Source organism: Desulfomonile tiedjei (genome assembly GCA_016212925.1).
GTDB lineage: Bacteria > Desulfobacterota > Desulfomonilia > Desulfomonilales > Desulfomonilaceae > JACRDF01.
Genome location: JACRDF010000043.1, coordinates 60,336 through 86,887, shown reverse-complemented (window position 1 = coordinate 86,887; position 26,552 = coordinate 60,336). Strand labels below are relative to the sequence as shown.

The following is a 26,552-nucleotide window of genomic DNA, read 5'->3' as shown; positions in this document are numbered from 1 at the left end:
AGGAATGTCCCGTAGTTTAAGGAACCGTTAATGGAATTCATAGAACATAACCCCGAGGGTTTAACGCAAGCTGACATCGTGGTTGGTATCCCCTCTTACAACGAGGCCCCGTCCATAGCATTCCCAACGCAGCAAGTGGACAAAGGATTAACGAGGTATTTCACCGACCGGTCGGCAGTGATAATCAATTGTGATAACAACTCGCCGGACAATACCCGCGAGGCGTTCCTGCAAACTTCCACCACGACGCCGAAAATTTATCTGTCCACGCAAGAGAGCGTCACGGGGAAGGGCAACAACCTTCGCAATCTTTTCCGCAAAGCGGTGGATCTGCAAGCCAAAGCGGTCATGGTGGTCGACGCGGACCTTCAAAGCATTACTCCCTTGTGGGTACGCAATTTGGCCGAACCGATCTTCGACCAATACGACTTCGTTTCGCCTTTGTACGTCCGGCACAAGTACGATGGAGCCGTGACCAACAATGTGGCGTACCCGCTCACACGGGCCCTGTACGGACGCAGGGTGCGCCAGCCCATAGGAGGAGATGTCGGTTTTTCGGGCGAAATGGCCAAAGTTTACTCGGAGTTGGATTTGTGGGGCGAAGGTGTGGCCGGGTTCGGCATCGATCTATGGATGGTCACCGCGGCCATGCGCAACAGGGTGGAAATCATCCAGTCGTTCATGGGCAAGGCCAAGGTCCACAAGTTCAAAGACCCGATTATGGGCATGGAGCCGGTCTTTAGAGATATGATGGGTACCATCTTCATTCTGATGCGCCGATACGAAAGCTTTTGGAAAGAAGTCAAGTGGAGCAGACCTACAGCCATTTTTGGAGCGGGTATGGGTGAACTGGAACTCCCACCGCCTCTGGATGTCGACACGAAATCCCTATGGGAGAGATTCACCTCAGGGATCAGCGCCCATTGGGATGCGTACGGCAAAGTTCTCGACGGCCAGAATATCAATAAGCTGGAGGAAGTGGCTGGTTTGCCTGGAGATTGCTTTGAGCTTCCTACAGGCCTTTGGGCGAAAATCCTATATGATTTTGCCGTTGCCTATAAGAGAGAAGAGTTTTCCGCGGACGATCTGATTGCGCAGTTGATGCCGCTGTATCATGGTAAGACGCTGTCCTTTGTTCTGGAAACCCAGGCCATGAACAACCAGCAGGTCGAGGAGTATATCGAAGATCAGTGCCTACAGTTTGAGAAAGCCAAACCGTACCTCGTCGAACGTTGGTTTTCCGTCTAATCCCGATATGCTGCAAACTGCTGATTGAAGGAGCCTCAAATGGCAAAGATACTGATCGTGGATGATGAAGAAGGAATCCGGATGCTTTATTCCATGGAATTGGAAGACGAAGGATACGAAGTGACCACTCTTCCGGACGGTAGGGATCTTTTGACCACTGTAGAAAAAGAAGCCCCGGATTGTATTATCCTGGACATCAAAATGCGCGAATATAACGGGCTGGATTTGCTTCAGCAGATTAGAAAGCAACACTATGACCTGCCGGTGATTCTGAATTCCGCCTACTCCAGTTTCAAGGTGGATCTGAAAGCGGTTGCTGCAGATTATTACGTGGTGAAAAGTTCGGACCTGAGTGAACTCAAGGAAAAGCTAAAGATTGCCCTGGAAACGCGGATTCCCAAGGAATGACCGCCCACTGATGATGATTTGGGCTGACCTTCGAGAACGGAAATTTCCCTTGGAAAGAATGTAGCTGTCATTGCGAGGGCGCAGCCCGAAGCAATCTCCATTGGTGACAGAGGGGTCAGGTGGGACAGGCTTCCAGCCTGTCTATTAGAATGACCGGCAGGATGCCGGTCCCACCGAAAATGAGATTGCTTCGTCGTTTCACTCCTCGCAATTGTACTGGTCTGGTGAGTTAATTCTTTGTCAAACGCATAGTTCCGTTCGAGAAAACGCGAGCCGCGTTTTGGGGGCGGACCTTTGTTGTGGGACGGTCCGCGGCTTGCGGACTGCCCACGACTCTCCGACATCGCCCCGAGCGATACTCATCCCACCCGTCACTAAATGCTCGTACAAAATGAACTGTTCCGGTTGTCAAAAGACTATATTCATGGTTGAGTAAATTATTTCCAATTTCAGGCGTCTCTTCACGGGAGGCACACTTGTCCCTGATTCTCATGGAAGGCATCACTAAAGTCTATGAGACCGGCAGTATCGCTGTGCCCGCGTTGGAAGAGATCGACCTGACTATCGACGCGGGGGAGTTTGTTTCCATAATGGGACCTTCAGGCTCGGGTAAGTCAACCCTCATGAACCTTTTAGGATGCCTTGACGCGCCGAGTTCGGGAAAATATTTGCTCGCGGGTGAAGATGTTTCCAGATTGAATCGAGACCAGCGTGCGGACGTGAGAAACAGAAAAATAGGATTTGTGTTTCAGGGCTTCAACCTTTTGCCTCGAATCGATGCTTTGGGCAATGTGGAACTGCCGCTCATTTACGGCCACGCGAAGTCCGGGCTTCGGGTAACTACCGCTATGGAAGCCTTGGAATTGGTAGGTTTGACTGACAGGGCTCACCATCTGCCCACTCAATTGTCCGGCGGCCAGCAGCAGCGAGTTGCAATAGCACGCGCGCTCGTCAACAACCCTGAGATCATACTTGCCGATGAACCGACAGGTAACCTGGACAGCCGGACCAGCGCGGAAATCATGGCCGTTTTCAAAAGGCTGAATCAAGACAAAAGAATCACGTTCATTCTTGTTACTCACGATCCGGAAGTCGGAGACCTCACGGACCGAAGAATCCTCATCCGTGACGGCCGGATCGAAGGAGACGTATACAAGGCGGCATAAGAGAGGAAGAATGTTCCGGGGGAGCCCTTTTTTGCAAAAATGGGCTCCCCCGGACCCCCTCCCAAAAAACTCTCAATTGTGGCTTACCAGAGCCCTTGACCCTGTTGACAGCGGTCGCCAAGGCAGCGATGCGCTTCTTTTCGTAAGCTTTTTCGGGATATGGAATACCTTGTAGAAAAAATGAACAAGACCTGAGAGGCCACTATGCCGATATGGGGACGCTTAACTTGAAAAAAATCATAGCTCTTGCAATAGCCGTGGTCCTCATCATAGGGCTCTATCTGGCATTTGGTCAGTCCTCGAAAGAAGAGCCTGAGATAGCGTACGTGACTGTTCCCGTGGAAAAGGGGACCCTCAAGGCAGAGATCACGTCCAGCGGCACGCTGAAGCCCGTGGTGGAAGTTCTGGTCGGAAGCCAGGTTTCGGGAACCATCAAAGAACTTTATGTCGATTTTGAGTCCGTAGTGAAGAAAGACCAATTGATAGGGCTCATCGAGCCGGATACCTATGAAGCAAAGGCGGCTCAAGCCAGGGCCGACCTGGAAGCGGCGAAAGCCAACCTGGTTAAGGCCGAGGTTACTGCAGTCGACGAAACCAGGACTCTGCGACGCAAGGAGGGCCTTATTACCCAGGGCTCCATCAGCCAAAGCGACTACGACACTGCCAAAACCAAGGCTGACGCGGCCGTGGCGCAGGTGGGGGTGGAAAAGGCTCGCGTGGCCCAGATGGGGGCCAAGCTTCAGGAAGCGGATTTGCAGGTCAAATACACTCGCATTGTCGCTCCGGTCAACGGCATAGTCACCGCGAGAAACATGGATGTGGGCCAGACTGTCACTGCAAGCTTTCAGACTCCGGTGCTTTACAAAATAGCCGAAGATCTCACTCGGATGCAGGTAAATACAAATGTGGACGAAGCCGACATAGGCCGCGTTCAAGTAGGGCAGAAGGCCGTATTCACGGTCCCGGCATTTCCGGATCATTTTTTCCCCGGCGTAGTCACCCAGATTCGCAACGACCCGAAGATCGAACAGAACGTTGTGACCTACAACGTCATCATTGACGTAAACAACGATGACCTGAAGTTAAGGCCGGGGATGACGGCCAATGTGCAAATTCTGTTATCCGAGGTCCATGACGCTCTCATGGTTCCGGATCAGACTTTCCGCTTTGCTCCGCCTGACCAATTGAAGAAAGATCTCAAACCTCCGGAGTTGAAACAAGGGGAGCGAAGGCTTTGGAAGCTGGCTGCCCACAATGAGATACAGCCTATCAATGTCGAGATTGGGGTGACCGGGACCGAGCGGGTGCAGATAATCTCAGACAAATTGAAGGCCGGTGACCGCGTGGTTGTTGAAGCAACCGTCAAGAAAAAGGGCGGTTCCAAGGTGCCCGCTATCCGATTCCGGTTCTGATCCGTCCGTCCAAAGGGGTCGTCATGAAATTTAGAGAGGAACAGGATTCCATGGGCACTGTTCGTGTGCCAGCCGACGCTTATTATGGCGCGCAAACTCAACGGGCAGTGGAGAACTTCGTTATAAGCGGCACGGTCTTTCCTCCATCATTTATTCAAGCCCTGGGGATGATCAAGAAGTTTGCCGCGGTGGTGAACCGCGACCTCGGTCTGCTGGATCCGGAACTGGCCGCGGCGATCATCAACGCGGCTGAAGAAGTCTCGGATGGCAAACTTTACGATCAATTTGTGCTTGATATCTATCAGACCGGTTCCGGGACCTCCACCAACATGAACGCCAATGAGGCGATAGCGGGACGGGCAAACGAGATCCTGACCGGCACTCGTGGAGGAAAGAGCCCGGTCCACCCGAACGACCACGTCAATAAAGGACAATCCAGCAACGATGTCATTCCCAGCGCGCTTCATATAGCGGCCCTAACCAGGATGTCGAACGGGCTGCTGCCGGCCATGGAAGTGCTGAAGGCAAGCCTAACCCGAAAATCGGCCGAATTTGCGGATGTCAGGAAAATCGGGCGAACCCACCTGCAGGACGCGGTCCCAATTACTTTGGGCCAGGAATTCAGCGCCTACGCCAGACAGGTGGAGCTTGGCATATCGAGAATCAAGGCGACGCAGAGTTCCCTGTCAGAGCTTGCATTAGGCGGGACCGCGGTTGGCAACGGACTGAATGCACATTCGGACTTTGCGCCGAGAGTCATAAAACTTGTCGCGGCGGAGACAGGTCTTCCGTTCACGGAAGCCCTCAATCATTTTGAGGCCCAGGCTGCGCAGGATGCTGCGGTGGAAGCAAGTGGAGCAATCAAGACCTTTGCCGTAAGCCTGATGAAAATCGCTAACGACATCAGGTGGCTCTCTTCCGGGCCTCGCTGCGGCCTGGGTGAAATTGCCATTCCTTCCCTGCAGCCCGGCTCTTCGATCATGCCGGGCAAGGTCAACCCGGTAATTCCTGAAGTGGTCATTCAGGTAGCGGGACAGGTCATTGCCAATGACGCGGCGGTGACCTTCGGCGGCCATGGAGGGATATTTGAGCTGAACACCATGCTGCCGTTGATCGCGCATAATCTCCTCCGTTCAATCGACTTGACGGAGGCTGTGGTCAGGCTCTTTCCGGAAAAGTGTATCGACGGCATATCAGCCAACCGCGAGAAATGCCGCTCTACCATCGAGCAAAGCCTTGCCCTGTCTACGGCGCTGGTTCCGGCGCTCGGGTACGACCTGGCGGCCGCGCTTTCCAAAGAGGCGTTTGAGACGGGAAAGACTATCAGAGAATTAGCTTCCGAGAAAAAGGTATTGCCCGAAGAAGAGCTGAAAAAGCTGTTGGACTCGATGGTCCGAGGCTCTTCGTAGCACCGAATAACATTGTCGAAGACTGCACCGCAGGATTGCATAGGGGGCAATGATGTGAGGGTCGATCATATCATTAGGTGATACGCCTCTTGTAGGGTGGGCTGTGCCCGCCGACTGTGGTGATTCTCACACCTCTGACCGTACCGCGATTTCCGACACTATTATTGGCTCCCGATACAAATCGCCCAATAAATTATGAGGTCGTGCCAACCACCCCTCCAATGCCAACCGGGAATTGGCGGGGGGCGCGCCAGTTCCTGCGTGATCGGTCGGGAGGTTACTTAATTACGCGACGCGCTCGCGCTCATTCGAATCACCAATTCTTAACCGCGGCCACAGTGGCGCGAATTAGTCATAATTTCAACAAAAGTCGCGAAATAGAATACGCGCTTTTACTAATAAACGTAGTTCGGCGCGATTAATTTCTTGACTCGGCGCGAATGCGATGATAGGAGCCCTCGGCGGGAGCTAAGAGAGACCCCAGCTCCCCTCCCGTGGCGCTCGAGGCCTGTGAGTTCCGTTGAGTTATGTTTCGGTTGCCGGTTGCATTGGTTTCCCCCATTCCTATGTGCTCAGCTACTAAATAAAAGGATCTATAAAATCTGTGGGAGAAAAAAGGAGTTGGAAATGACCCAGAGTGCGCTCACTGCCTGCCCCGGCAATTTCATGGACTCTTATGATTTCAACAAGAATTACCAGTACCTGAAGAAGATCATACACGCCCTTAAGGTAGAAAACGATACATCGGTTAGAAGGGAACTGTTCGGGGAGGATGACCGCCAACGTAAGCTTACGAAGAAACAAATGAAGCAGTTATTCCGCTTTTTGAGAAAGATAGAGCATCACTACGAAGAATGTTGCAATCCCCCCATTCCTGAGGAGTTGGAAGAATCCATTAGAGGGCGTGACACTTCACAATGGCTTCCGTGGGAACTTGAAGCGATCGAAAAGGTGGATGTCTGGCGCGAGCAGCTTCACGAGAGGCGACAGGCAGCCAGGCAGGCGTTTCAAGGAGCCCTGGAGAAGATCCGTGGAGGAGAAAAGCTATAAGAAAAGTGTCTCGCGCGTCATATTTCAGCCGTCGAGGAGCACGGCTTCCCGTCAGAGTTGCATCCAGGTTCATTAGCTCTTAATCTCATTCCAGGCCTTGCATCAGCCTGATTTGTTGATTTTGGCCCCCCCGCCCCGTTTATCCGCTCGATTCGGGTCCTCGAACCAGTTCGCGATCATACGAGTGGCATTGGTAGTGGCCGGCAGTGACGCCGGCCACTACTCTTTTTGACTTTAGTGACTCTCAAAAATTTTCGCGGAATGAAACCACAGTGCTGCTTAGGGCAACGGCGGCCAATAGGCCGCCCTACGGGAGATGACACCAAGCCTGGGGCTACAAATGTAGGGCGGCCTATTGGCCGCCGCAAATTACGGGGCGGGTCAAGATGAAGTCGGCAAAGGCATCCGTTAGCCAATTCGTCACTACTTTCGAGAACATATATAGCGGCTCCGCGGGACGACGGGGCACCCGCGGTTCTTGCCTTCGTGAAAATCAATCAGTATCGGCGCCGCCTGCCGAAGCATGCGGGAAGATTCGTCATTTTTCTTCGTTTCCGAAAACTATTCGCCGGCACGTTTTCATCCGCGATGTGGTACAAGGGGACGTTTGATTTCATGGACATGTTAGACTATAAGTAGATGAATCTTTCAGTCTGGAGGGGCGATGGATCAATTCAGGCCCAGAGATGATCAAAACCCGGTTCGGGAAATTCAGCGCGGGGTGGAAGACATCAAGGCCATGCTGAATAACTTCCTCAAAGGTCGGGCTACTTGGCTGATCATTCTCCTCATAGTTATTCTGTACCTGGCATCCGGCGTGTACATCGTGGGCGCGGGGGAGAAGGGGGTGGTGCTCATGTTCGGAAAGCTCCATTCCTTGACGGACCCGGGACTTCGGTACAGATTGCCCAAGCCGTTTATGTCACACCAAATTGTGGATATTGCCACGGTGCGTCGAGTCGAGGTCGGTTATCGTTCGGACAAGAATAGGACCAGGCCTGTTCCGGCAGAATCTCTGATGCTCACCGGAGACGAGAACATTGTTGATCTTCAGCTTTTCGTCCAGTACATGGTCCAAGATCCTGTGAAGTTTCTTTTCGGGGCGGAACATCCCGAAAGCGCGCTGCGCGCGTCCGCGGAGGTCGCCCTGCGCGGCGTCGTAGGAGAAAAGACAATCGATGACACAATGACCACAGGGCGTACGGAGATTCAAAAGAAGGTCGAATCATATTTGCAGAGGCTTCTGGATACTTACAATACCGGACTGCTGGTTACACAAGCCCGCCTACTCGAAGCGGACGCCCCCACGCAGGTTCGGGAGGCCTTTCATGATGTTGTCAGGGCCTGGGAGGATCGCGACCGCTTGATAAAAGAGGCCGACGGATACCGCGAGGATGTGATTCCCAAAGCCAGGGGGCAAGCGCAGCAGGAAATCAGAGAGGCCGAAGCGTACAAAGCTCAAAGGGTCATACGCGCCAAAGGAGACGCAGAAAGATTCACGGCGGTGAGCGGGGCATACGAGCAGTCCCCAGACGTCACGCGAGAGCGCCTCTACTTGGAGGGCGCAGAATCCTTCTTACAGGCCGCCAAGAAGTTCATAATGGAGGGGGGGAAATCGGGCATCTTGCCGATCCTGCCTCTAAAGGGGCTGCAGGAGCCCAGTGTATCTACACGTCCGGGAACAAAGGCCTCTGAGTCACCCGCTGAGAAGAAAGGCAACTGATCCGCCATGGTAAGAATCCTCATAATCGCAGTAATAGCACTCGCCCTTTTAGCCCAAGCGGCGTTTATCATCAATGAAGGTGAGCAGGGAGTCGTTTTTCAGTTCGGGAGCCTGGTGCGGATCATTCAGGAGCCCGGCCTGTATTTCAAATATCCTTTCGTGCAGGACGTGGTAATGTTTGAAAAGAGGATATTGGCCGCGGAAGCGCGCCCCGCGGAATATATCACTTTGGACAAGAAACGCCTGACAGTGGACACGGTGTCTCGCTGGCGAATCACAGAGCCGTTGGTATTTTACCAGACGGTCAGGAATTATACCGGCGCGATCGCTCGGCTCAATGATATCATTTTTGCCCGCTTGCGCCAGGAAATTGCAAATCACGACTTCAAGGATTTTATTCGCACGGAGCGCGAAGACATAATGAAAAGCGTAACCAATGGCACTGCCGAATTGGCGCAACGCTTCGGTATTCAAGTCATCGATGTGCGTATCAAAAGGGTGGATCTGCCGGAAGAGGTTCAAAAGAGCGTCTTCGACAGAATGAAGGCGGAACGGGAGCGGATTGGGAAACGCTATAGGGCCGAAGGGGACGAACAAGCTCGACAAATAAGGGCAAACGCGAACAAGGAAAAAGAGATTATACTCGCCGAGGCTTACAGGCAGTCCCAAGCCTTGCGTGGAGACGGAGACGCCGAAGCTACGGGCATTTATGCGGAGGCCTACAGCAAGGACGAGGAGTTCTATTCTTTCACACGCCATCTGGAGATCTATCAGAAGGTGTTCGGAACGGAAACAACTATCTTGCTGCGTCCTGATTCCGATTTGTTGAAGTACCTTGATTCGCCGAACCCTCGTTCCAAGCCGGCGTCGGGTCCGGCGACAGGCCCGGCCGTAAGATAGGTCTCCTCGGAAGGGAACCAAAGCCGGATTGAGAGCCCAATAACAACCAAGCGAATTCGGAACCCCTTGACCGGAACTCGGGGATTGACTACCATGAATAGTTATGCAAAGAGCTTGAGACGAAAATAAGGAGTTACATCTTGAAGGCACTGCTGGTCTACCCGTCGATACCCGATACTTTCTGGAGCTTCAAGCACATAATGAAGTTCATCCGTAAACGGGCAGCGCATGTTCCGCTCGGGCTGATTACCGTCGGTGCCATGATGCCGAAAGACTGGGACCTGCAACTCGTGGACATGAACGTCGAAACTCTCACCGATGATGCTATCCGATGGGCCGACATGGTCTTTATGGGGGCTATGGTAGTTCAGAAAGAGTCGGTACAGGAAGTTGTGGAGCGAGTTCACGGGCTCGGCAAAAAAATTGTTGCCGGCGGCCCCCTCTTCACCAGCTCCTGGGAGGCATTTCCAGAGATTGATCATTTTGTCCTGAACGAGGCTGAAATCACCCTTAAGCCCTTTTTGAAAGACCTGGCAGCGGGAAATCCTCAACGGGTGTACAACACCGAGGAAAAGCCCGACATCACGCAAACTCCCCTCCCGAGATGGGACCTGATCAAGATGAAGTATTATGCGTCCATGTCAGTTCAGTATTCGAGAGGATGTCCCTATGACTGTGAGTTTTGCGACATCGTCAACCTGAACGGGCGCCGGCCGCGGGTTAAATCCAACGATCAGATGCTCCAAGAATTGGAGCTTTTGTACGACTTAGGGTGGCGTGGACGATGTTTCATCGTTGACGACAACTTTATAGGGAATCGAGTAAAGGTTAAGTCCTTTCTCAGGGACCTGCTTCCATGGCAAGAGGCTAAGCGTTTTCCTTTCAGCCTTTATACGGAGGCCTCCGTCAACCTTGCACAGGACCAGGAGTTGATGACCTTGATGACCTCGGCAGGGTTCGACTCGGTCTTTCTGGGGCTGGAAACCCCGGCAGAGGAATGCCTCGTGGAGTGCGGGAAACACCAGAACCGCTCCATGGACCTTGTTGAAGCTGTGAAGACGATACAGAGAAACGGCATGGAGGTCATGGGCGGCTTTATCATCGGCTTTGACAATGACCCGCCGAACATCTTCGAGCGCCAGGCAAATTTTATTCAAAACAGCGGCGTGGTGAAGGCTATGATAGGGCTGCTGAACGCCATCCCCGGGACGCGCTTGTACCAGAGACTTAAAGACGAAGGACGCCTGCTGGACAATTGCACCGGTGATAACTGTGATGGATCGCTCAACTTTGTGCCTAAGATGGACGCTCAGAAGCTCAAAGACGGCTATACCGCAGTTCTAAATTATATCTATTCGCCGAAAGAATACTGCGATCGCGTACTGGAATTTCTGAAGGATTACAAACCGACCCGCCGAAGACGCGTACGAATGATGGACCTTAGAGCCTTTGTTACTTCCATTCTGTACTTGGGGATCCTTGACAAGGGTAAGAGCAAGTTCTACTACTGGAAACTCCTAATTAAAGCTTTCCTCTTCCATCGCAATTCCTTCGGGGAGGCGGTCTCCAGCGCGATCTTCGGGTACCATTTCCGGAGGTTGATAGAAAAATAGCAAAGTTGCGGGGGAAGCTTCTCAATTCAAAGAAGTCTCCCTCGACAATTTCAATCTTCACAGTCTATAGCGGTTGCCAAAAGTAATGTCCATTTGGCCGGAAGATAATCAATCTGGTCTTCAGATCGTATCTACAGGGCCTACTTTTCAAGAGCGTTATAACGCCCGTCGTTCCCGCGAAGGCGGGAACCTTGTAGGGGCCGGCCTCCGTGCCGGTGCCCATTTTGGCCGGCAGGGACGCCGGCCCTACGATCCCTACCTCCGCAGGAATGACGGAATGGAGTGGTTGCCAATCGGAAAAAAATTTGCCACTCGATATAAGCCTTATCACACCGTCAGGTCCTCGCCCTTCCGAATGAAGATTTCCCCATCCAGACTCATCTCCCAGCTTCCGTTTGTGAGATGAGGCGGCGCGTCTATATGCCAACTCTTCGAGATTCCCATTAACCCTATGGAAAGATCGTCCTTATCAATGCGAACTTGGCCGCCTGTCATGGAGGAGTGGCTGGATCGGAAATCACCTTTGCCGTCCGGTCGAATCCTGATAACGGTGCCTTTTTTACCTACCCATTCTCCCACAAAGACGATCTGGTTGGGCAGGAGAGGAGAGGTCTCGGTCCAGCCCCCAAGGCCCGTTATTCCCCGCTGGAGAAGGTGCGCAAAAACGAAGATGGAGATGACGAACACTATGGTCCCTATGATACCCAGGGCGCGTCCGATCTTCAGTGTCCCCGCTTGACGCGGAGACAGCGCTCCCGCTCTAATCTTCTTGAGATCAGCATTGGCCATGATCCAGGCAATGATCCCGAGTGGCCCGCACATAAAAAGAGAGAGCAGGCCGAGAAACAGCACCAGACTCGCCCGACCACCATCTTCCGGAGGAGTGGGGCCACCGGTCACGAGCTTCCTGCTTAAGTCACTCCCGGGTTCCACCGGAGGGAAGCCGGTCGCGCCGCCTGCTCCCGGGCCGGAAAAGGCGCTTTTCTCGTCGTTCATTTACGTTTCCATGAAATTCATTGTGCGATCACGCATTAGACCAGATAAGGATGCAGGAATCAACGGGATACAGGCGTCCGCCACATATCACCCGTCTAAAGGAATATCTACCGGTCGTTTTGCTCTTGCCACGGCTCAAGCCTTGGGATCCAACGACGGACGTTTTCTTTGTAGCGAGCATAGTCCCGGCCGAAACGGCTCTCCAGACCGGGCTCCTCAAAAACGGGAATGTAAACCACGTTGATCAACACGAAAACAAGGAACCAGCCGAAAAGCGGTATTGAACCGACTGTCAAGGCCTCGCCGATAAGAACGGAGAAAACACCGGTTATCATCGGATTGCGCACGTGCCGATAGATTCCTCGCACAACAAGTTTGTCAGGCGGGGCCCATGGCGCAAGTGTGCCCTTGCCGACCTGGGCAAACAGGGTAATAGTCTTGACCATAAGGATCAGGCCCAACCCGATCAAAACAAGCCCAATGAAAGGCAATATGAAGCTCAATGTGAAAGAAGATTGCCAGGCGCTTGTCCACGCCCGTGTCCTGAAAAGAATGATCCCCGGGACAACCACGATCGCCAGCATTGGTAGGAGAACAATAGCTTGGATGTGGTTCAGAATGGACATGCCCCACGCGAGGACCTTTGGAGTTGCCCGTTTCTCCGAAAGGGCATTCCCCAAAAAAAGAAGCCCGACGGATGTGACAAAGGGTATGGCTCCAACCAAGGAGGATACGGTCGTTCCGCCGGGCGATTGCAAGGCTAGCGTCGCTATGATAAACGCCCCCTAAAATTAAGTCAAGAAAGAAAATGGGCCAATCGTAATCATTCCGGCCTTCGGCTGGGAAGAATGTTTTAATGGGTGCCCCACAACAGCAGCTTAGGGCCAATCTTTCAAGTCAACGACATTTGTGTGAAGATCTCTTTGTTGTTTTACGTTTGATTTACCAGAGGTTCGACCCGCGGGAAACACGTGGGGCCACGACAGCGGAATCCACCACTATATCGGCAGGGTGACCTTGAGGGAAAAGGGCCTGGGAAAGCTCTTCGGCCAGGGCGTCAGCGTCGAGATTGTTCGTGGATTTCGATGAAAGGATATTCTCGTCCGGCACAGCCTTTTCAGACGGTGCTACAGTGCCGGAATCATAACTGGAGAGGGGAAGTGAAGCCAGCTTACACCATTCAAGGGACTTCAGGATGGCAGGCAGGCATTCTGAAGTCTTCACCCGGTCGTGCAGCAATACCACATCTCCGGGCCTGGCCCTATTGAGACTTGCTACCACGGAAGAGGGCCGCGTCGGAAACCACGGCAACTCCATGCGCCAATCATTGGTGTCCAGGTCCCACCAGGCTATCTTGTAGTTCAGTTCGCCAAGGACATCTTGAGATGCGAGGTAATTGGACCGCGATCCGGCCACCCCGTACGGAAAGCGGAAAAACCGGTTCTGCCGATTCGGATCTACCTCCGCCTCCAGGACCAATTCATCAATAAGCCTGTAGGTCGAAACAATTTCCTGCTTGGCCCGATTCATTGAGATCGCGGAAAAATAGGGATGACTGAACGAATGATTGCCTATGTCGTGGCCTTCTTTCAGTGCCCTCACAGCGAATTGGCGTAGCGACGGATTTGACAGGTTCCTTCCCAGGACAAAAAATGTGGCCGTCTGTCCACTTGCCGCCAACTGGTCGAGTATGCGGCCGGTGCAGGGCAAAGGGCCGTCGTCAAAAGTCAGGAACAGACGCCCTCCTTCCTGCTGGGTTTGAGAAGGCCTCTTACTTTTTAAACGGAAGGAACGTGCAGGCCCGCGAGTTTCACCCCTGGTCGGCGCGACGTGGTCCGCGGAATTCTCCAACAGCGAGGTCAATTCGTCGGTCATGGAAGGGAGGCTTGCAATCAACCCCGCGCTCATGGACAAGAAGTCGCGGCGGGAGAGATGATTACATTCAGAATGATGTAAACTCTGCCGAGGCTTTTTGGAATTCATGGTCAAAGGCATGGTTCCGGAGTGAACTAATATGATTTTAACTTGTAACTTTGCATCACAATGAGTAAAATCTAATTCATTATATCATAGAACTTTGCAACTTGCCAATATCGCATATCAACTTGCGAAAGACATGTCTCAAAAAGCTGGGCGTGAGGGTTACAAATGGCACAATGCATTTACATAACAGGTGCAGAAGCGCTGAGCGGCAAATCGGTCCTTTTGCTCGGCCTCATGGAATGGCTCTGGAGCCAAGGGCGCATTGTGGGGTTTTTCAGGCCCGTAATCTGGCCCGATGAACAACCGGACCGGTTTATTCACATGATTGTGACTCGTTACGGTTCCAGGTTTCCTTATATCGCGATGTACGGTTGCACGTACGCCGAAGCCTTGGAATTGGGCGGCAGCGACCGTCACGATACGGTCTTCACGTTGATCCTGGACAAGTACAAGGCCCTGGAACAACACTGCGACGTGGTCGTAAGTTTGGGAACGGACTTCACGGGCGTGGCCCCACCGTTCGATTTCGGTTTCAATGTGGAGATGGCTTACAACCTTGGTTGTCCCATGATCCCCATTGTGAGCGGGCGAGACAAGACCACCCGGCAGATCATCGATGCAGTGAGGATTGTGCTCGAATCGCTTGAACACGGGCGATGCGATGCCTTGGCTATCGTTGCCAACCGCGTACAGCCTGCACAGGCAACGGAGATTGTTTCGGAAGTCCGACGTGCGATTCCCAAAGACATCCTGTTCTATGCGATTCCCGAACATGGAATACTGGCGAAGCCCACGGTCGCCGAGATCGCTCAAGCCTTACAGGCCGAGCGCCTTCTGGGCGAGCCTGAAAGCCTGAATCGCATGGTCACCCAGTCCAAGGTTGCGGCCATGGAACTTCCTCATTTCCTGGAGCGTATTGAAGAAGGGAACCTTATCATCACGCCGGGAGACCGATCGGACATTATTCTGGGGAGTCTGGCCGCGGACGCCTCCGCCTCGTACCCCCATATTGCCGGGCTGCTCCTGACTGGCGGTTTCAAGCCCGCGCCGCAGGTCCAGCGCCTGATCCAGGGACTGGCTGGGTCCTCTGTTCCCATATTATCGGTAGAAACCGACACTTACACGACAGCGACCAACGTAAGTGCAGTGAAAGGCAGTCTGGTGCCGGAAGACAGTCGAAAGATCGCAGCCGCTCTTGGAGCTGTGGAGGCGAGCGTGCAATTCGATGAACTTCAACGACGCCTTGCTGTAACGCGTTCCCGACGCGTCACTCCGCTGATGTTTGAATACGAACTCATTCAACGTGCCAGGGCGCAACGCCAGCACATTGTGTTGGCGGAAGGAACCGACGAGCGCATTCTGCGGGCCGCTGAAATCCTGCTCCTGCGCGATGTGGTCCACATTACTCTGCTGGGAAATCCGGAAAAAATCAGAAAGAAAGCCAGTTCGCTCGGAATGGAAGTGGAAGGCATCAATATCATCGATCCGCTGGAATCTCGGTTGCGCGGACTCTACGCGCGCACTTATTACGAACTGCGAAAGCACAAAGGCGTGTCGCGGGAAATGGCATTCGACACAGTGGCGGACAGCAGCTATTTCGGAACGCTGATGGTGTATCACGGGCATGCGGCCGGAATGGTCTCCGGCGCCACTCACACAACCTCCCAAACGCTTCGGCCGGCTTTCGAGATCATTCGGACCAAACCGGATTTCTCCATCGTTTCAAGTGTCTTCTTCATGTGCCTCGCGGATCGGGTACTCGTCTTCGGCGATTGTGCTGTCAATCCCGATCCGAGCGCGGAGCAACTGGCAGACATTGCGGTGAGTTCCGCGGAGACAGCTAAAACGTTCGGGATCGAACCGTATGTGGCGATGCTCTCCTATTCCACTGGAGAATCCGGAAAAGGTGAAGAGGTAGACAAGGTGAGAAAGGCCACTATGCTTGCGACGAGGCTCCGCCCGGACATCAAAATCGAAGGGCCGATCCAGTACGACGCGGCCGTCGACATCGGGGTGGCCCGGACCAAGATGCCGGGAAGCGAAGTGGCCGGCCACGCGACCGTGTTCATTTTTCCGGACCTGAATACTGGCAACACGACGTACAAGGCGGTCCAGCGCTCGGCCAACGCGGTTGCAGTAGGACCTGTGCTACAGGGACTTAATAAGCCGGTGAACGACCTGAGTCGCGGCTGCACCGTGACGGACATTGTCAACACCGTCGCAATTACTGCCATTCAGGCCCAGGCAATCCGGGAGTCGGCATGAAAGTACTTGTCATTAATTCGGGCAGTTCTTCGATCAAGTATCAGCTTTTCGATATGGATGACCAGTCAGCGCTCGTTGTAGGCATTCTGGAAGAAATCGGCGGGACGGGAAGCCGCCTGAAGCACCGCAAGAAGAACAACAGAGGGGGCTTCACGGAACACATTCATACCGAGCCAACAGCCAATCATCATGAGGGCTTTCGCGTGATTATGGAGGTCTTCTCCGATCCGAACAAGGGATGGAATCTTGGAGATCTGTCCGGAATCGGGCACAGAGTCGTGCATGGCGGAGAAGCCTTCCGAGAGCCAACTCTGATCGACGATTCGGTGATTGCCACCATCAGATCCATGATTCCGCTTGCGCCGCTTCACAACCCGGCCAATTTGACAGGCGTGGAATGGGCTCGAGACCATTTTCCCGAGGTAGCTCAGGTCGCGGTGTTTGACACCGCGTATCACCAGACCATGCCACCCCACGCATATCACTATGCTGTGCCCTACACCTTCTATACGGATCACCATGTGCGAAGGTACGGATTCCACGGGACTTCGCACCGATACGTTGCCAAACAGGCGGCAGTGATCCTTGGCAAGCCGTTGGAAACGCTGAACATGATTACTTTGCACCTGGGGAACGGCAGCAGCGCCACCGCGATCCGGGGGGGCAAAAGCATAGATCATTCCATGGGAATGACTCCTCTGGAGGGTCTTGTCATGGGTACCCGGTGCGGGGACCTGGACCCGGCAATCCAGGGCTATCTTGCTCGGGTAACGGAAAAGACTTGTGAAGAGATCGGCTCGATATTTGAAAATCAGAGCGGGTTGCGAGGGGTTTGCGGTATCAGCGACATGCGCGAGGTGCTTCGCGCGGCTGAATCGGGCGATCCGCGCGCATCGCTCGCGCTGGATATGTTTTGCTACCGAATCAGGAAATATATCGGAGCATATTTCGCTGCGCTGGGACGCCTCGACGCCCTGGTGTTCACGGGCGGCATAGGAGAGAATTCTCCGGAAGTCCGCAGGCGCTGCTGCGAAGGCCTGGCTTCGCTGGGAATCGCGCTGGATGAACATCGCAACCAGGCCGGAAACAAGCAAGCATCGGAGATCCAGTCAGACGAGTCCCGGGTAAAAGTGCTTGTAGTCCCGACAAACGAAGAGCTGGAGATCGCGATCCAGACCGTCGAGTGTATACAAACCGGTTCGCCATCAAAGAAGTAGACTACGGGAGGGATCTATTGTGATTGCCGGGGCACATCGCCGAGGCAATCCCCATGGTGGGACAGGCGTCTCGCCTGTCTATTAGAATGACCGGCTAGATGCCGGTCCCACCGAGCAGGGGACTGCTTTCCCGCGTTCCGCGGGATTTCACTCCTCGCAAGGACAAAATTGTGTCCCCACCGTAAATTATACCGATTGGCCATTAAAAATGTGACTCGGATCTCCATCGTGCCCAGCACTGACCTGGTTCCCAGGTCAGTGGCACCCAATACAAAAAGCATCGCTTGATAGAAGGGGCTACTATAGTTGTTCCCAAAAGCTCTTCCCGAATGAGACCGTCCCGCGTGGGGGGACATCCTAAATTAATCCGAGTTAACTTTCGAGAACTACTATACGTCGGATCAAGGCTTCACGTAGGCATAACCATCTTGTTGGAGTCTGATAAGTTCCACGATCCCTGCGGGGACGCGCTCGCAGGGTTTGATCAGGTCTTCCATGGTCAGGCCCAGGTTGGTAATTGAGTTTCGGCACATGAGAAAGCGGGCGCCGGCCTTGTGCAATTCTTCTATGGTGGAGACGTAATGAACGGCTCTGTCTTTCAGGAACAGGTTCACCGCACTGCCGTTTGCTACGATGAATATCGAGGCGTCCTCTTCGGGAACTTCCTTGAGCAGATTTCTGATGTTGTTTAGCGCCATCAGCAACCCGTCTTCCTGATCCCAGTCTATGTGAAAGACTACTTTTGCGGTCATGGCAACCCTGCCCTATTTCATTCCGTGGTATTCCTGGAGGGACATCACCCTGAAGCCGCCTCCGCGGGCAATGGCCCGGAGACCCAAGGAAAGGGCATTAGCGCCTGCAACAGTGGTAAAGTACGGGACGTTATGGTGCAGAGCCGCTAAGCGTATGTGGTACGAGTCATGGAAGGACTTCTTGTCCGCGGCCGTATTAATAACGAGCATGATTTCGTTTTGACGGATGAGATCAGTAACGTCGACTTCGCTGTCCTCGTGAACCTTTCCGATCAGGGCGCATGGAACGCCGCCGGTACGGAGAGACGCAGCGGTTCCTTCCGTGCACACGAACGAAAAACCGCATTCCTGAAGCCTGCGCGCTACAATAAGCGCCATGCCTTTATCGCGGCCCGCAACGCTCAGGAACACTTTTCCGTTCTTAGGAATGGGGAACTCGGTACTGTACTGGGCTTTCAGGAACGCAGGGCCGAATTCCTCGTCGATTCCCATCACCTCACCGGTGGACTTCATTTCCGGTCCGAGCAGCACGTCCACTCCCGGAAACTTGATAAACGGGAAGACCGCCTCCTTGACGCTCACGTGATTCGGGATAATTTCCTTAGTGAAGCCGAGTTCACGGAGTTTTCTCCCTGCCATGACGCGGGCCCCCAACTTCGCCAGAGGAACTCCAATGGCCTTTGACACGAACGGAATGGTCCTGGAAGCCCTGGGGTTGACTTCAAGGACGTAGATTTCGCCATCCTTCAGGGCAAGCTGCAGGTTCATCAGGCCTTTGACCTTCAGCTCGACTGCAAGCAGTCTGGTTATTCTGCGGATTTCGTCCAGATGGTATCGGCCGAGGCTGTACGGCGGCAAGGAGCATGAAGAGTCGCCGGAATGTATTCCCGCTTCTTCTATGTGTTCCATAATCCCGCCAATCACCACGTCTTCGCCGTCAGCAATCGCGTCCACATCAATTTCCACCGCACCGGTGAGATAGCCGTCCACAAGAATAGGATGCTCCGGAGAGGCCTGCACCACGACTGTGAGGTATTGCTTCAGGTCGTCCTCGTTGTGGACGATTTCCATCGCCCGGCCTCCGAGGACGTAAGAGGGCCGGACCACGACCGGATAGCCGATGCGGCGAGCCACATCCATAACTTCACTGTACGAATGGGCTATGTCATTGGGAGGCTGATTCAAGCCCAGAGCGATCAACATCTCCTTGAATCGCTTCCGATCCTCCGCGCGATCGATAGCGTCCGGCGACGTCCCGATTATGGGAACGCCGGCATTCCAGAGTGGAACCGCCAATTTCAGCGGGGTTTGTCCGCCGAATTGCACGATCACTCCATCCGGCCTTTCGCGCTCGACTATTGCGAGGACATCTTCCTGGGTGAGGGGCTCAAAATAAAGTCTGTCCGATGTGTCATAGTCCGTACTGACCGTTTCCGGGTTGCAGTTGACCATGATGGTTTCGTATCCGTCTTCCTTGAGAGCGAACGCGCCGTGCACGCAACAGTAGTCGAACTCAATCCCTTGGCCGATCCGGTTGGGACCGCCACCGAGTATGATTATTTTTTTCTTATCGGTTACTCCCGATTCGTCTTCATCCTCGTACGAAGAATAGAGGTACGGCGTGTGGGCCTCGAATTCCGCGGCGCAGGTATCAACTCTCTTGAACACGGCGTTTATGCCGAGGCGTTTTCTTGTTTCACGGATTTCGTCTTCAGATTTACCTGTCAAGCGGCCCAGACGAATATCCGAAAAACCGTAGGACTTTGCACGCTTCAGATTGTCTTTCGCGTCCTCGCCTTGCAAAAATCCGGGATTCGAGATTTCATTCTCCAATTCAACGATCTGCTGAATCTGCCCGAGGAACCACTGGTCCACCTTACTGGCTTCGTAGATCTCATCAATGCTTATGCCGGCCCTGATCGCGTCGGCTATGTGCAAAAGGCGGTCGGGGGTGGGCCTGGCAACATGTGCGAGGACCTGATCGCGCGCGAGTCCTGCTCCCAGACGCTCCTCCAGCCCGTAAACGTCTATTTCGAGAGACCTGAGAGCCTTCTGAAGCGACTCTTTGAACGTGCGGCCGATGGCCATTGCCTCGCCGACGGATTTCATCTGCGTGGTCAAAGTATTGTCCGCGCCGGGGAACTTCTCGAATGTGAAGCGCGGGATCTTGGTTACCACATAGTCGATTGTGGGCTCAAATGAGGCCGGGGTCTTTAGTGTGATGTCGTTGGCGATCTCGTCGAGGGTATATCCAACAGCTAGCTTGGCCGCGATCTTTGCTATGGGAAAGCCTGTGGCCTTGGAGGCCAGCGCGCTGGATCGGCTGACCCGGGGGTTCATTTCGATGACCACAACGCGGCCGGTTTCCGGATGCACAGCGAACTGGATGTTGGACCCGCCGGTGTCCACGCCGATTTCTCTTATGATCGCAACAGCCTGATCGCGCAGAATCTGGTATTCCTTGTCAGTGAGCGTCTGGGCCGGAGCTATGGTAATGGAATCGCCGGTGTGGATCCCCATGGGATCGAAATTCTCTATGGAGCATATGATAACTACGTTGTCCGCGCCGTCGCGCATAACTTCCAGTTCGAATTCCTTCCATCCCAGGACAGATTCTTCCACCAGAATACGCCCCACCGGCGAGATCTCCAGGCCCCACCTTGCCAGCTCCTCGAATTTGTCCCGTGAAAATGCAATATTCCCACCGGTTCCGCCGAGGGTAAAGGAAGGTCTGATAACGTTAGGAAAACCTACTTCTTCAGCAATGGCCCATGCCTGCTCCAACGATTCGGCTTGTCCACTGCGAGGCAGATCCAGGCCGATGTTGCTCATGGCCTTCTTGAACAGGTCCCTGTCTTCTGCCTTGTTGATTGCATCTATGCCGGCTCCGATGAGTTCGACGCCGAATTGCTTCAGCACGCCTGCTTCGTGCAGTTCCACAGCCCTATTCAAGGCCGTCTGACCACCCAAAGTGGGAAGCAGCGCGTCCGGTCGTTCCTTCTCGATGATGGTGCTAAGAAAGTCCAGTTTTAGAGGCTCAATATATGTTGCGTCGGCAAACTCCGGATCTGTCATGATGGTAGCCGGATTGGAGTTGACCAGTATCACCCGGTAACCTTCCTCTTTCAGAGCCTTGATAGCCTGAGTTCCGGAATAGTCGAATTCACAGGCCTGGCCGATAATAATAGGCCCTGACCCTATGAGGAGAATGGACTTGATGTCTGTTCGTTTCGGCATTTTTATGGCTTTTCTGAGAATAATTTGTGGCTCAGGGATTCCGGCAAGAAGACCCTTGGCTTCAAGCAATCCCGAAGATCCAAGTCACCCGAGACTATAGGGTCGCCGTGTGAAAATTTCAAGGGGAACACCATTTTTCCCCGAAGCTCGAGTCAGAACCAAAATTCGAGCATGCAATTGACCCTGGAGTCGCGGCTTGATAGAAAGACATGATGCCTTTTCAATCCAGAGTGACTGAAATCAGAGCCTTCCTCAAAGATTCGTGGGCACTTGGCTGGCCCATGATCCTGATAATGTTCTTTCAGTTCTCCATTGGCCTTACCGATGTCTATGTAGCGGGTAAGCTGGGGACCGACGTTCTGGCCGCGGTCGGGTACGTGGCGCAGCTCTACTGGACCCTAGTGATTCTGGCCAACGCTATCACCGTCGGAACAGTATCTATGGTCTCCCAGGCCTACGGTGCAAAATCGAACCGTGGGGTCAGGAACATCACTGCCAACGCGGTGGTCATGGGACTGGCGATCTCAGGGGGGATGACGTTTATTGCTTTGATGTGGCCGTCCCAACTGGTGCGGCTCGCAGGAATGCCGGAAGGCATTCAGGCCATCGGAGAGGCTTTTGTCAGGATTTTTGCCCTGGTTCTTATCCCGACTTACATGATGATCATAACCGGCGGAGTCCTGCGAGCATCAGGCCGCATCCGTATCACCTTGATCAACAATTTTATCGCATCCGCGGTCAACGTCATTGCATCCTTGGGTCTCGGGCTGGGTTTGGGACCTTTTCCTTCCCTGGGTTACTTGGGCATTGCATGGGCCACTGCTATCGCTACGACCCTCGGCATGGCCCTTAACCTGATCCACATTTTCTGGGGGCCGGGCCATGTAACCTTGAGGGCCCTGATGAGTCCGCGGTTCCCCTGCTTGAGGAATCTCGCCAAACTCGGCGTTCCACCCGCGCTTCAGCAAACCGCGTGGAACGCGGGGACCCTCGTTATCTACTTTCTGGTGGGCCGGATGGAGGGTGGACAGATCATCGCGCTGGCCGCGATGACAGCGGGGGTCAGGATAGAAGCGATAATCTTTCTGCCCATATTCGCGCTGAACATGGCAGCCGCGGTCTTGACCGGCAATCGGATTGGCGCGGGGGACGTCGCAGGGGCCCGATCCGGAGCCAAAGCCACCGCAGCATTGTGCTTCGCCATCATATTCATACCTACCCTGGCGATCTTCATATTTGCTCCGTGGCTATCCACTCTGTTGACCGGCGATCCGGCAGTGCTCGAAGAAATGACACGCTATCTCAGAATAAACATGATCGGTATGCCTTTCATGGCCATCGGGGTCACGCTCTCAGGAGCATTGCAGGGCGCAGGGGACACATACGCCACCATGAGGATCATTTTCATAGGGATGTGGCTTCTTCGAATACCATTCATATTGGCTGTGATTCACGTTTTGCGAACGGATGCCGTAGGCGTGTGGTGGGCCATGACCATCTCCATCATTCTAATGTGCGGCATGCTTATTCAAAGGTTTCGCGGGGAGGCCTGGACAAAGGCCTCCATAGACGAGAAGAACAAGACCATGCTCTGGGAAGCATGCCTTGGCCGAGACCCGGTTAAGGAGGGACGGAAACTTCCTACGGGGGGCGATGGCTGATTTAGTTTGATGGAGTTGGACAACCGGTGACCGAGCAGGCACTAACCGGTAATTTGTAGGCTCTGGAGGTGGCCTTCCACCTGGTTCACAAGGGCTTCCACTCTCAGAACCGTGGAGTCTCTGTCCAGAGGCTGATCCCAGTCTCCCACAAATTCATAACGGAACCGTACGGCAAAAGTGTTGTACTCGACCAGGTCCCACAGACCCGACACATCGGCTCCAAGATCCTGCAGAGCGTTCAGCAGGACGCTCAAGTCATGGGTTAATGGGTACTCTACACCGAGGAGTGCAAGCCAGGCTTTCAACGCCTTCTCAATTGCCTGCTGAATATGGAACCCGAAGATCTCCTCCTCGAAAACGTTTGGGTCCATCATCCCCTTTAAGGCCTTGAGATCCTTTTGTGCCATACTGAGCATCAGGCTTGCTTGCTTAGGGTCGCTCATAGAGGACCTTGCCCTCTCTCAACGCCTTGGCCACAACGTTATTCAAGGAATCGCGCCAGTACTCCACTTCATCTCGGCTATAGACCAGGAGATCTTTGGATATTGGAAACCCGGCCAGGATTTTCCAGAGTCGGGCCATTTCTTTCCGCCGGCTTCGCTTCTCTCCAAAGGGCTCTGATTCAACTATTAGAAGGTCAATGTCCGACCCTTCGTGAAAATCCCCCCTGGCCCGGGACCCGAAGAGTACTATCTTCTCGGGATTTACCGCCTTGACGATCTCCCGCACCATATTTGCAGTGATCTCTTCGTGATCTGCGGTGTCCATTCGCCTAGCCCTCACATTGTTCTTCGGGGGCGGGTTCCACAACCAAACACGGGACATTCCCCAGCCGCGTGACATTCTAGCTTGGGTTCTCGTGCACCCCTCAAGGGATCATGCCTCAAGGGAGTTATAGCGGTTGTGATCGCGGCGAACAAGCCCGACGATTTTGCGCCACAACATTGCGATTGCTATGCCCATCTTAATGAATAGCGTACCGAAATCGTTGCCCGCAACAAGGTGCGCGTGCAAATGAAATATCACCTGACCGCCGCCACGATTTACATTGATGAAGAAACGGTACCCTGATTGTGCGACACCCAGGTCCACGGCAAGCTTCTTCGCCACATCGCTCATGTGGGCCACAAGGGGGTCCCCGCGGGGGATATCGTTCAGCGTGGGGACATGCTTGCGAGGAACGATCAACACGTGAATCGGGGACGCTGGACGCGCATCCCAAAAAGCCACCGTTGTGTCATCCTCGTAGATCTTCCGAGCAGGAAGCTCTCCGTTAATTATCTTACAGAAAATGCAATCTTGCATGGATCAACCCGGCTCCCGCCAAGTCCTCGACACTAAATGCGCGTGCAGGTGAAAGACCATCTGGCCGCCTCCCGGGTTGACATTAATGACAAATCTGTAGCCCGGTTCAGCCACCCCGAAATCTGCCGCGATGCGGCTTGCCACCTGCCCCAAATGCGCAAGGATTTTATTGTCCGGCGGTATGTCGTTCAACGTAGGTATGTGCTCGCGGGGCACAATGAGAATGTGCAGCGCCGCGGCAGGATTTGCATCCCAGAATGCTACAACCAGTTCGTCCTCGTAAACTTGCTTCGAGGGCTTCTTGCCCTGAATTATGTCGCAAAAAATGCACTCCGAATAAGAATCGCTCATGTGTGCCGTCCTGATACAAAGGTGATTTCAGATTGGCAATACTGATGGACTTTCAAAAAATTAAACCGACCGCGCCTGACTGCGAATCCGCATAACCTGCACGGGGAAACCGCCCACTATTTACGCTGGCCGGGAACTCCTGCCCCTTGCCGGATAAGGTTGAGCATGTCCTGCCCCGCCTTCATTTTGTCTCCCACACCTATCGTGATCTTCCATGCGCCGTCGGCTTTCCCCAGGATGGAGAACGCCTTATTGGCGAATTCTTCTCCGCTGCCAAGAGTAGCCACCTTGTCGAATTCAACAATTGCCCAGTTATTGTCCGGCGGCAGGATCGTCACCCGCTGGATTCGGCAGTGGTACTTCTTCACCCCGAGGCTTTGGACGGCCGCGATTTCTTGGTCTATGAATGCCTTCGCCCCATTGCCCACAACGTTTTCCGCCAGGAATCGCTGATCGTTGTTAACCGTAGCTTGACAGACATCCGCGACAACCTTCGCCACTTTGGATTCCTCAGTGGCCCAGGGAAGCCATAAAGCGAACACCGGACCGGCTGATGACAAGAGCGACAGCATTAACAGAAGCGGGAGGCCTCGAATAAAGGCATGCTTTATACCTTTAATGAAAGGCATTTGAGTCATGATGCAGCCTCGCTGCGAGATCGGGAGCGCTAAAACAATCTGCGGCCCCTATTTTGAGGCCTATCTCATAGCAAGAGAAGCGCCTCATGTCCAGCCATCTTTTGGCGCGAGGGTATCCATTCACTCACGGGTCGGAAAGATTGTCATTGCGAGCGTAGCGAAGCAATCTCAGCGGTTGAAGGCAGAGATTGCTTCGTCGTTTCACTCCTCGCAATTGTAGGACCGGCAGTCCGCCGGTCCCTCGGCGGCCGGCGAGACGCCGGCCCTACCTGCGCTCGTCTTCGGCTACTCTCTCCGGAGCGGAAAAATCTCAAATCGGAACCGGTCGATCATGGCCCCTGCTATGCCTCGCGGGGCAACGAGCATAACAGCCACACACACTACACCCAAAAGGAGCATTCCCACGTTGAACCATTCCGAGAATAGCTGCTGTAGAATCACAAAGATCAGCGCGCCGATAATTGGCCCCTCAATGGTGCCGATTCCTCCGATTATGACTATTATCAACAGCCTGACAGTCCAATCAATGCTGAAAGCCTTGTACGGCTGGATGAATATCTGGTGCACATACAACACCCCGGCAGCAAGACCCGTAACAAGCGCGGCGATCAAAAAGCAGTACAGCTTGCATCGGAACACTTCTACGCCAGCGGTTTGGGCGGCCTCCTCGTCATCACGCATTGCCATCAAGCCCAGCCCCAGCTTCGATCTCAGGATAGAATAAACGAGAAGGACCGATCCCAGGCCTACCAACAGAGCAGCATAATAGATCTGATAGAGCGGTACCTTGTAAGCCGGCTGTACAAACAGCCCCATCCCGTAGCGCACGTACGACCAGTTGCTGAAACAGATTCCGAGCGCTTCCGCGACTATCCAGGTGCCCACCGCGAAATAAACGCCTCTTGTCCGAAACAATGGAACAGATATGACCAGAGCGAACAGCAACGAAGCCGCGCCACCCATAAGGACGCCTGCCCAGAGTGGCGCATCATGATTGACCGACAACGCGGCAAGCGTGTATCCTCCCAGGCCGATGAAGCTCTGCTGGCCCAGGGACATCAACCCGGAATAACCCGCGAGAAGGTTCCACATCTGGCTGAAAGCGACGTATATGAGAAACATCATCGCAAGGGCCATCATATATTCCGACCCCCAGAACGGGACCGAAGCCAGTCCCGCTACAAACAGTGCGATGATGCACAACCGAATCACACGCAT

At 53.8% G+C, this 26,552-nt stretch carries 23 protein-coding genes; 12 read left to right on the top strand and 11 right to left on the bottom strand.

The window, feature by feature from the left end; genetic code table 11:
• Window positions 1-30 precede the first annotated feature (30 nt).
• From HY913_18035 to HY913_17995, 9 genes are all read left to right on the top strand, one after another.
• Window positions 31-1,248: a glycosyltransferase gene (locus HY913_18035; protein ID MBI4965180.1), complete on the top strand. Its 1,218-nt coding sequence runs from the start codon at window positions 31-33 to the stop codon at window positions 1,246-1,248.
• A 39-nt stretch (window positions 1,249-1,287) separates the two neighbouring features.
• A complete protein-coding gene (locus HY913_18030) occupies window positions 1,288-1,656 on the top strand; it encodes a response regulator (GenBank protein MBI4965179.1) in 369 nt (122 codons plus the stop codon).
• A 482-nt stretch (window positions 1,657-2,138) separates the two neighbouring features.
• Entirely contained in the window at window positions 2,139-2,822 is a 684-nt protein-coding gene (locus HY913_18025; GenBank protein ID MBI4965178.1) for an ABC transporter ATP-binding protein, read from the top strand.
• 227 nt (window positions 2,823-3,049) lie between these two features.
• A complete protein-coding gene (locus tag HY913_18020; GenBank protein ID MBI4965177.1) occupies window positions 3,050-4,234 on the top strand; it encodes an efflux RND transporter periplasmic adaptor subunit in 1,185 nt (394 codons plus the stop codon).
• A 23-nt stretch (window positions 4,235-4,257) separates the two neighbouring features.
• Window positions 4,258-5,643: a class II fumarate hydratase gene (locus HY913_18015; protein MBI4965176.1), complete on the top strand. Its 1,386-nt coding sequence runs from the start codon at window positions 4,258-4,260 to the stop codon at window positions 5,641-5,643.
• 627 nt (window positions 5,644-6,270) lie between these two features.
• A complete protein-coding gene (locus HY913_18010) occupies window positions 6,271-6,693 on the top strand; it encodes a hypothetical protein (GenBank protein MBI4965175.1) in 423 nt (140 codons plus the stop codon).
• A gap of 664 nt (window positions 6,694-7,357) precedes the next feature.
• Window positions 7,358-8,416, top strand: a complete 1,059-nt coding sequence (gene hflK / locus HY913_18005; protein ID MBI4965174.1) for an FtsH protease activity modulator HflK — start codon at window positions 7,358-7,360, stop codon at window positions 8,414-8,416.
• 6 nt (window positions 8,417-8,422) lie between these two features.
• Window positions 8,423-9,316, top strand: coding sequence for a protease modulator HflC (gene hflC, locus HY913_18000; protein ID MBI4965173.1), 894 nt, complete (start codon window positions 8,423-8,425; stop codon window positions 9,314-9,316).
• Between the two features lie 140 nt (window positions 9,317-9,456).
• Window positions 9,457-10,929 carry a B12-binding domain-containing radical SAM protein gene (locus tag HY913_17995; GenBank protein ID MBI4965172.1) on the top strand — a complete coding sequence of 491 codons (1,473 nt, stop codon included), beginning with the start codon at window positions 9,457-9,459 and terminating at the stop codon, window positions 10,927-10,929.
• A 327-nt stretch (window positions 10,930-11,256) separates the two neighbouring features.
• Here the strand turns inward: HY913_17995 and HY913_17990 are convergent, their stop codons facing one another.
• The 3 genes from HY913_17990 to HY913_17980 form a co-directional block, all read right to left on the bottom strand.
• Window positions 11,257-11,925 (bottom strand): hypothetical protein, encoded by a 669-nt coding sequence (locus tag HY913_17990; GenBank protein ID MBI4965171.1) that lies wholly within the window; start codon window positions 11,923-11,925, stop codon window positions 11,257-11,259.
• A gap of 107 nt (window positions 11,926-12,032) precedes the next feature.
• Window positions 12,033-12,551 carry an isoprenylcysteine carboxylmethyltransferase family protein gene (locus HY913_17985; GenBank protein MBI4965170.1) on the bottom strand — a complete coding sequence of 173 codons (519 nt, stop codon included), beginning with the start codon at window positions 12,549-12,551 and terminating at the stop codon, window positions 12,033-12,035.
• Window positions 12,552-12,867: 316 nt separating this feature from the next.
• Window positions 12,868-13,821 carry a polysaccharide deacetylase family protein gene (locus tag HY913_17980; GenBank protein MBI4965169.1) on the bottom strand — a complete coding sequence of 318 codons (954 nt, stop codon included), beginning with the start codon at window positions 13,819-13,821 and terminating at the stop codon, window positions 12,868-12,870.
• Window positions 13,822-14,073: 252 nt separating this feature from the next.
• On the opposite strand from HY913_17980, the gene pta reads away from it, so the two are divergent.
• Together pta and HY913_17970 are read left to right on the top strand one after the other, a co-directional pair.
• On the top strand, window positions 14,074-16,173 hold the full coding sequence (pta, locus tag HY913_17975) for a phosphate acetyltransferase (protein ID MBI4965168.1): 2,100 nt from the start codon (window positions 14,074-14,076) through the stop codon (window positions 16,171-16,173).
• Complete coding sequence (locus tag HY913_17970; GenBank protein ID MBI4965167.1) at window positions 16,170-17,390, top strand: acetate kinase; 1,221 nt, start codon at window positions 16,170-16,172, stop codon at window positions 17,388-17,390. The genes pta and HY913_17970 overlap by 4 nt, the downstream gene beginning before the upstream one ends.
• Before the next feature lie 401 nt (window positions 17,391-17,791).
• Here HY913_17970 and HY913_17965 read toward each other — a convergent pair whose 3' ends face one another.
• Both HY913_17965 and carB read right to left on the bottom strand, forming a co-directional pair.
• Window positions 17,792-18,142 (bottom strand): DsrE family protein, encoded by a 351-nt coding sequence (locus HY913_17965; GenBank protein ID MBI4965166.1) that lies wholly within the window; start codon window positions 18,140-18,142, stop codon window positions 17,792-17,794.
• Window positions 18,143-18,154: 12 nt separating this feature from the next.
• Window positions 18,155-21,379, bottom strand: a complete 3,225-nt coding sequence (gene carB / locus HY913_17960; GenBank protein ID MBI4965165.1) for a carbamoyl-phosphate synthase large subunit — start codon at window positions 21,377-21,379, stop codon at window positions 18,155-18,157.
• A gap of 209 nt (window positions 21,380-21,588) precedes the next feature.
• On the opposite strand from carB, the gene HY913_17955 reads away from it, so the two are divergent.
• Complete coding sequence (locus HY913_17955; GenBank protein MBI4965164.1) at window positions 21,589-23,040, top strand: MATE family efflux transporter; 1,452 nt, start codon at window positions 21,589-21,591, stop codon at window positions 23,038-23,040.
• Window positions 23,041-23,081: 41 nt separating this feature from the next.
• On the opposite strand, the gene HY913_17950 is transcribed toward HY913_17955, so the two are convergent.
• The 6 genes from HY913_17950 to HY913_17925 form a co-directional block, all read right to left on the bottom strand.
• Window positions 23,082-23,483 (bottom strand): HEPN domain-containing protein, encoded by a 402-nt coding sequence (locus tag HY913_17950; protein MBI4965163.1) that lies wholly within the window; start codon window positions 23,481-23,483, stop codon window positions 23,082-23,084.
• A complete protein-coding gene (locus HY913_17945; protein MBI4965162.1) occupies window positions 23,470-23,808 on the bottom strand; it encodes a nucleotidyltransferase domain-containing protein in 339 nt (112 codons plus the stop codon). Before HY913_17945 ends, HY913_17950 begins: the two co-directional genes overlap by 14 nt.
• 108 nt (window positions 23,809-23,916) lie before the next feature.
• Complete coding sequence (locus tag HY913_17940; protein MBI4965161.1) at window positions 23,917-24,345, bottom strand: histidine triad nucleotide-binding protein; 429 nt, start codon at window positions 24,343-24,345, stop codon at window positions 23,917-23,919.
• A gap of 3 nt (window positions 24,346-24,348) precedes the next feature.
• Complete coding sequence (locus HY913_17935; GenBank protein MBI4965160.1) at window positions 24,349-24,696, bottom strand: histidine triad nucleotide-binding protein; 348 nt, start codon at window positions 24,694-24,696, stop codon at window positions 24,349-24,351.
• A 116-nt stretch (window positions 24,697-24,812) separates the two neighbouring features.
• Window positions 24,813-25,334 (bottom strand): hypothetical protein, encoded by a 522-nt coding sequence (locus HY913_17930; GenBank protein MBI4965159.1) that lies wholly within the window; start codon window positions 25,332-25,334, stop codon window positions 24,813-24,815.
• Window positions 25,335-25,619: 285 nt separating this feature from the next.
• Complete coding sequence (locus HY913_17925; GenBank protein MBI4965158.1) at window positions 25,620-26,552, bottom strand: branched-chain amino acid ABC transporter permease; 933 nt, start codon at window positions 26,550-26,552, stop codon at window positions 25,620-25,622.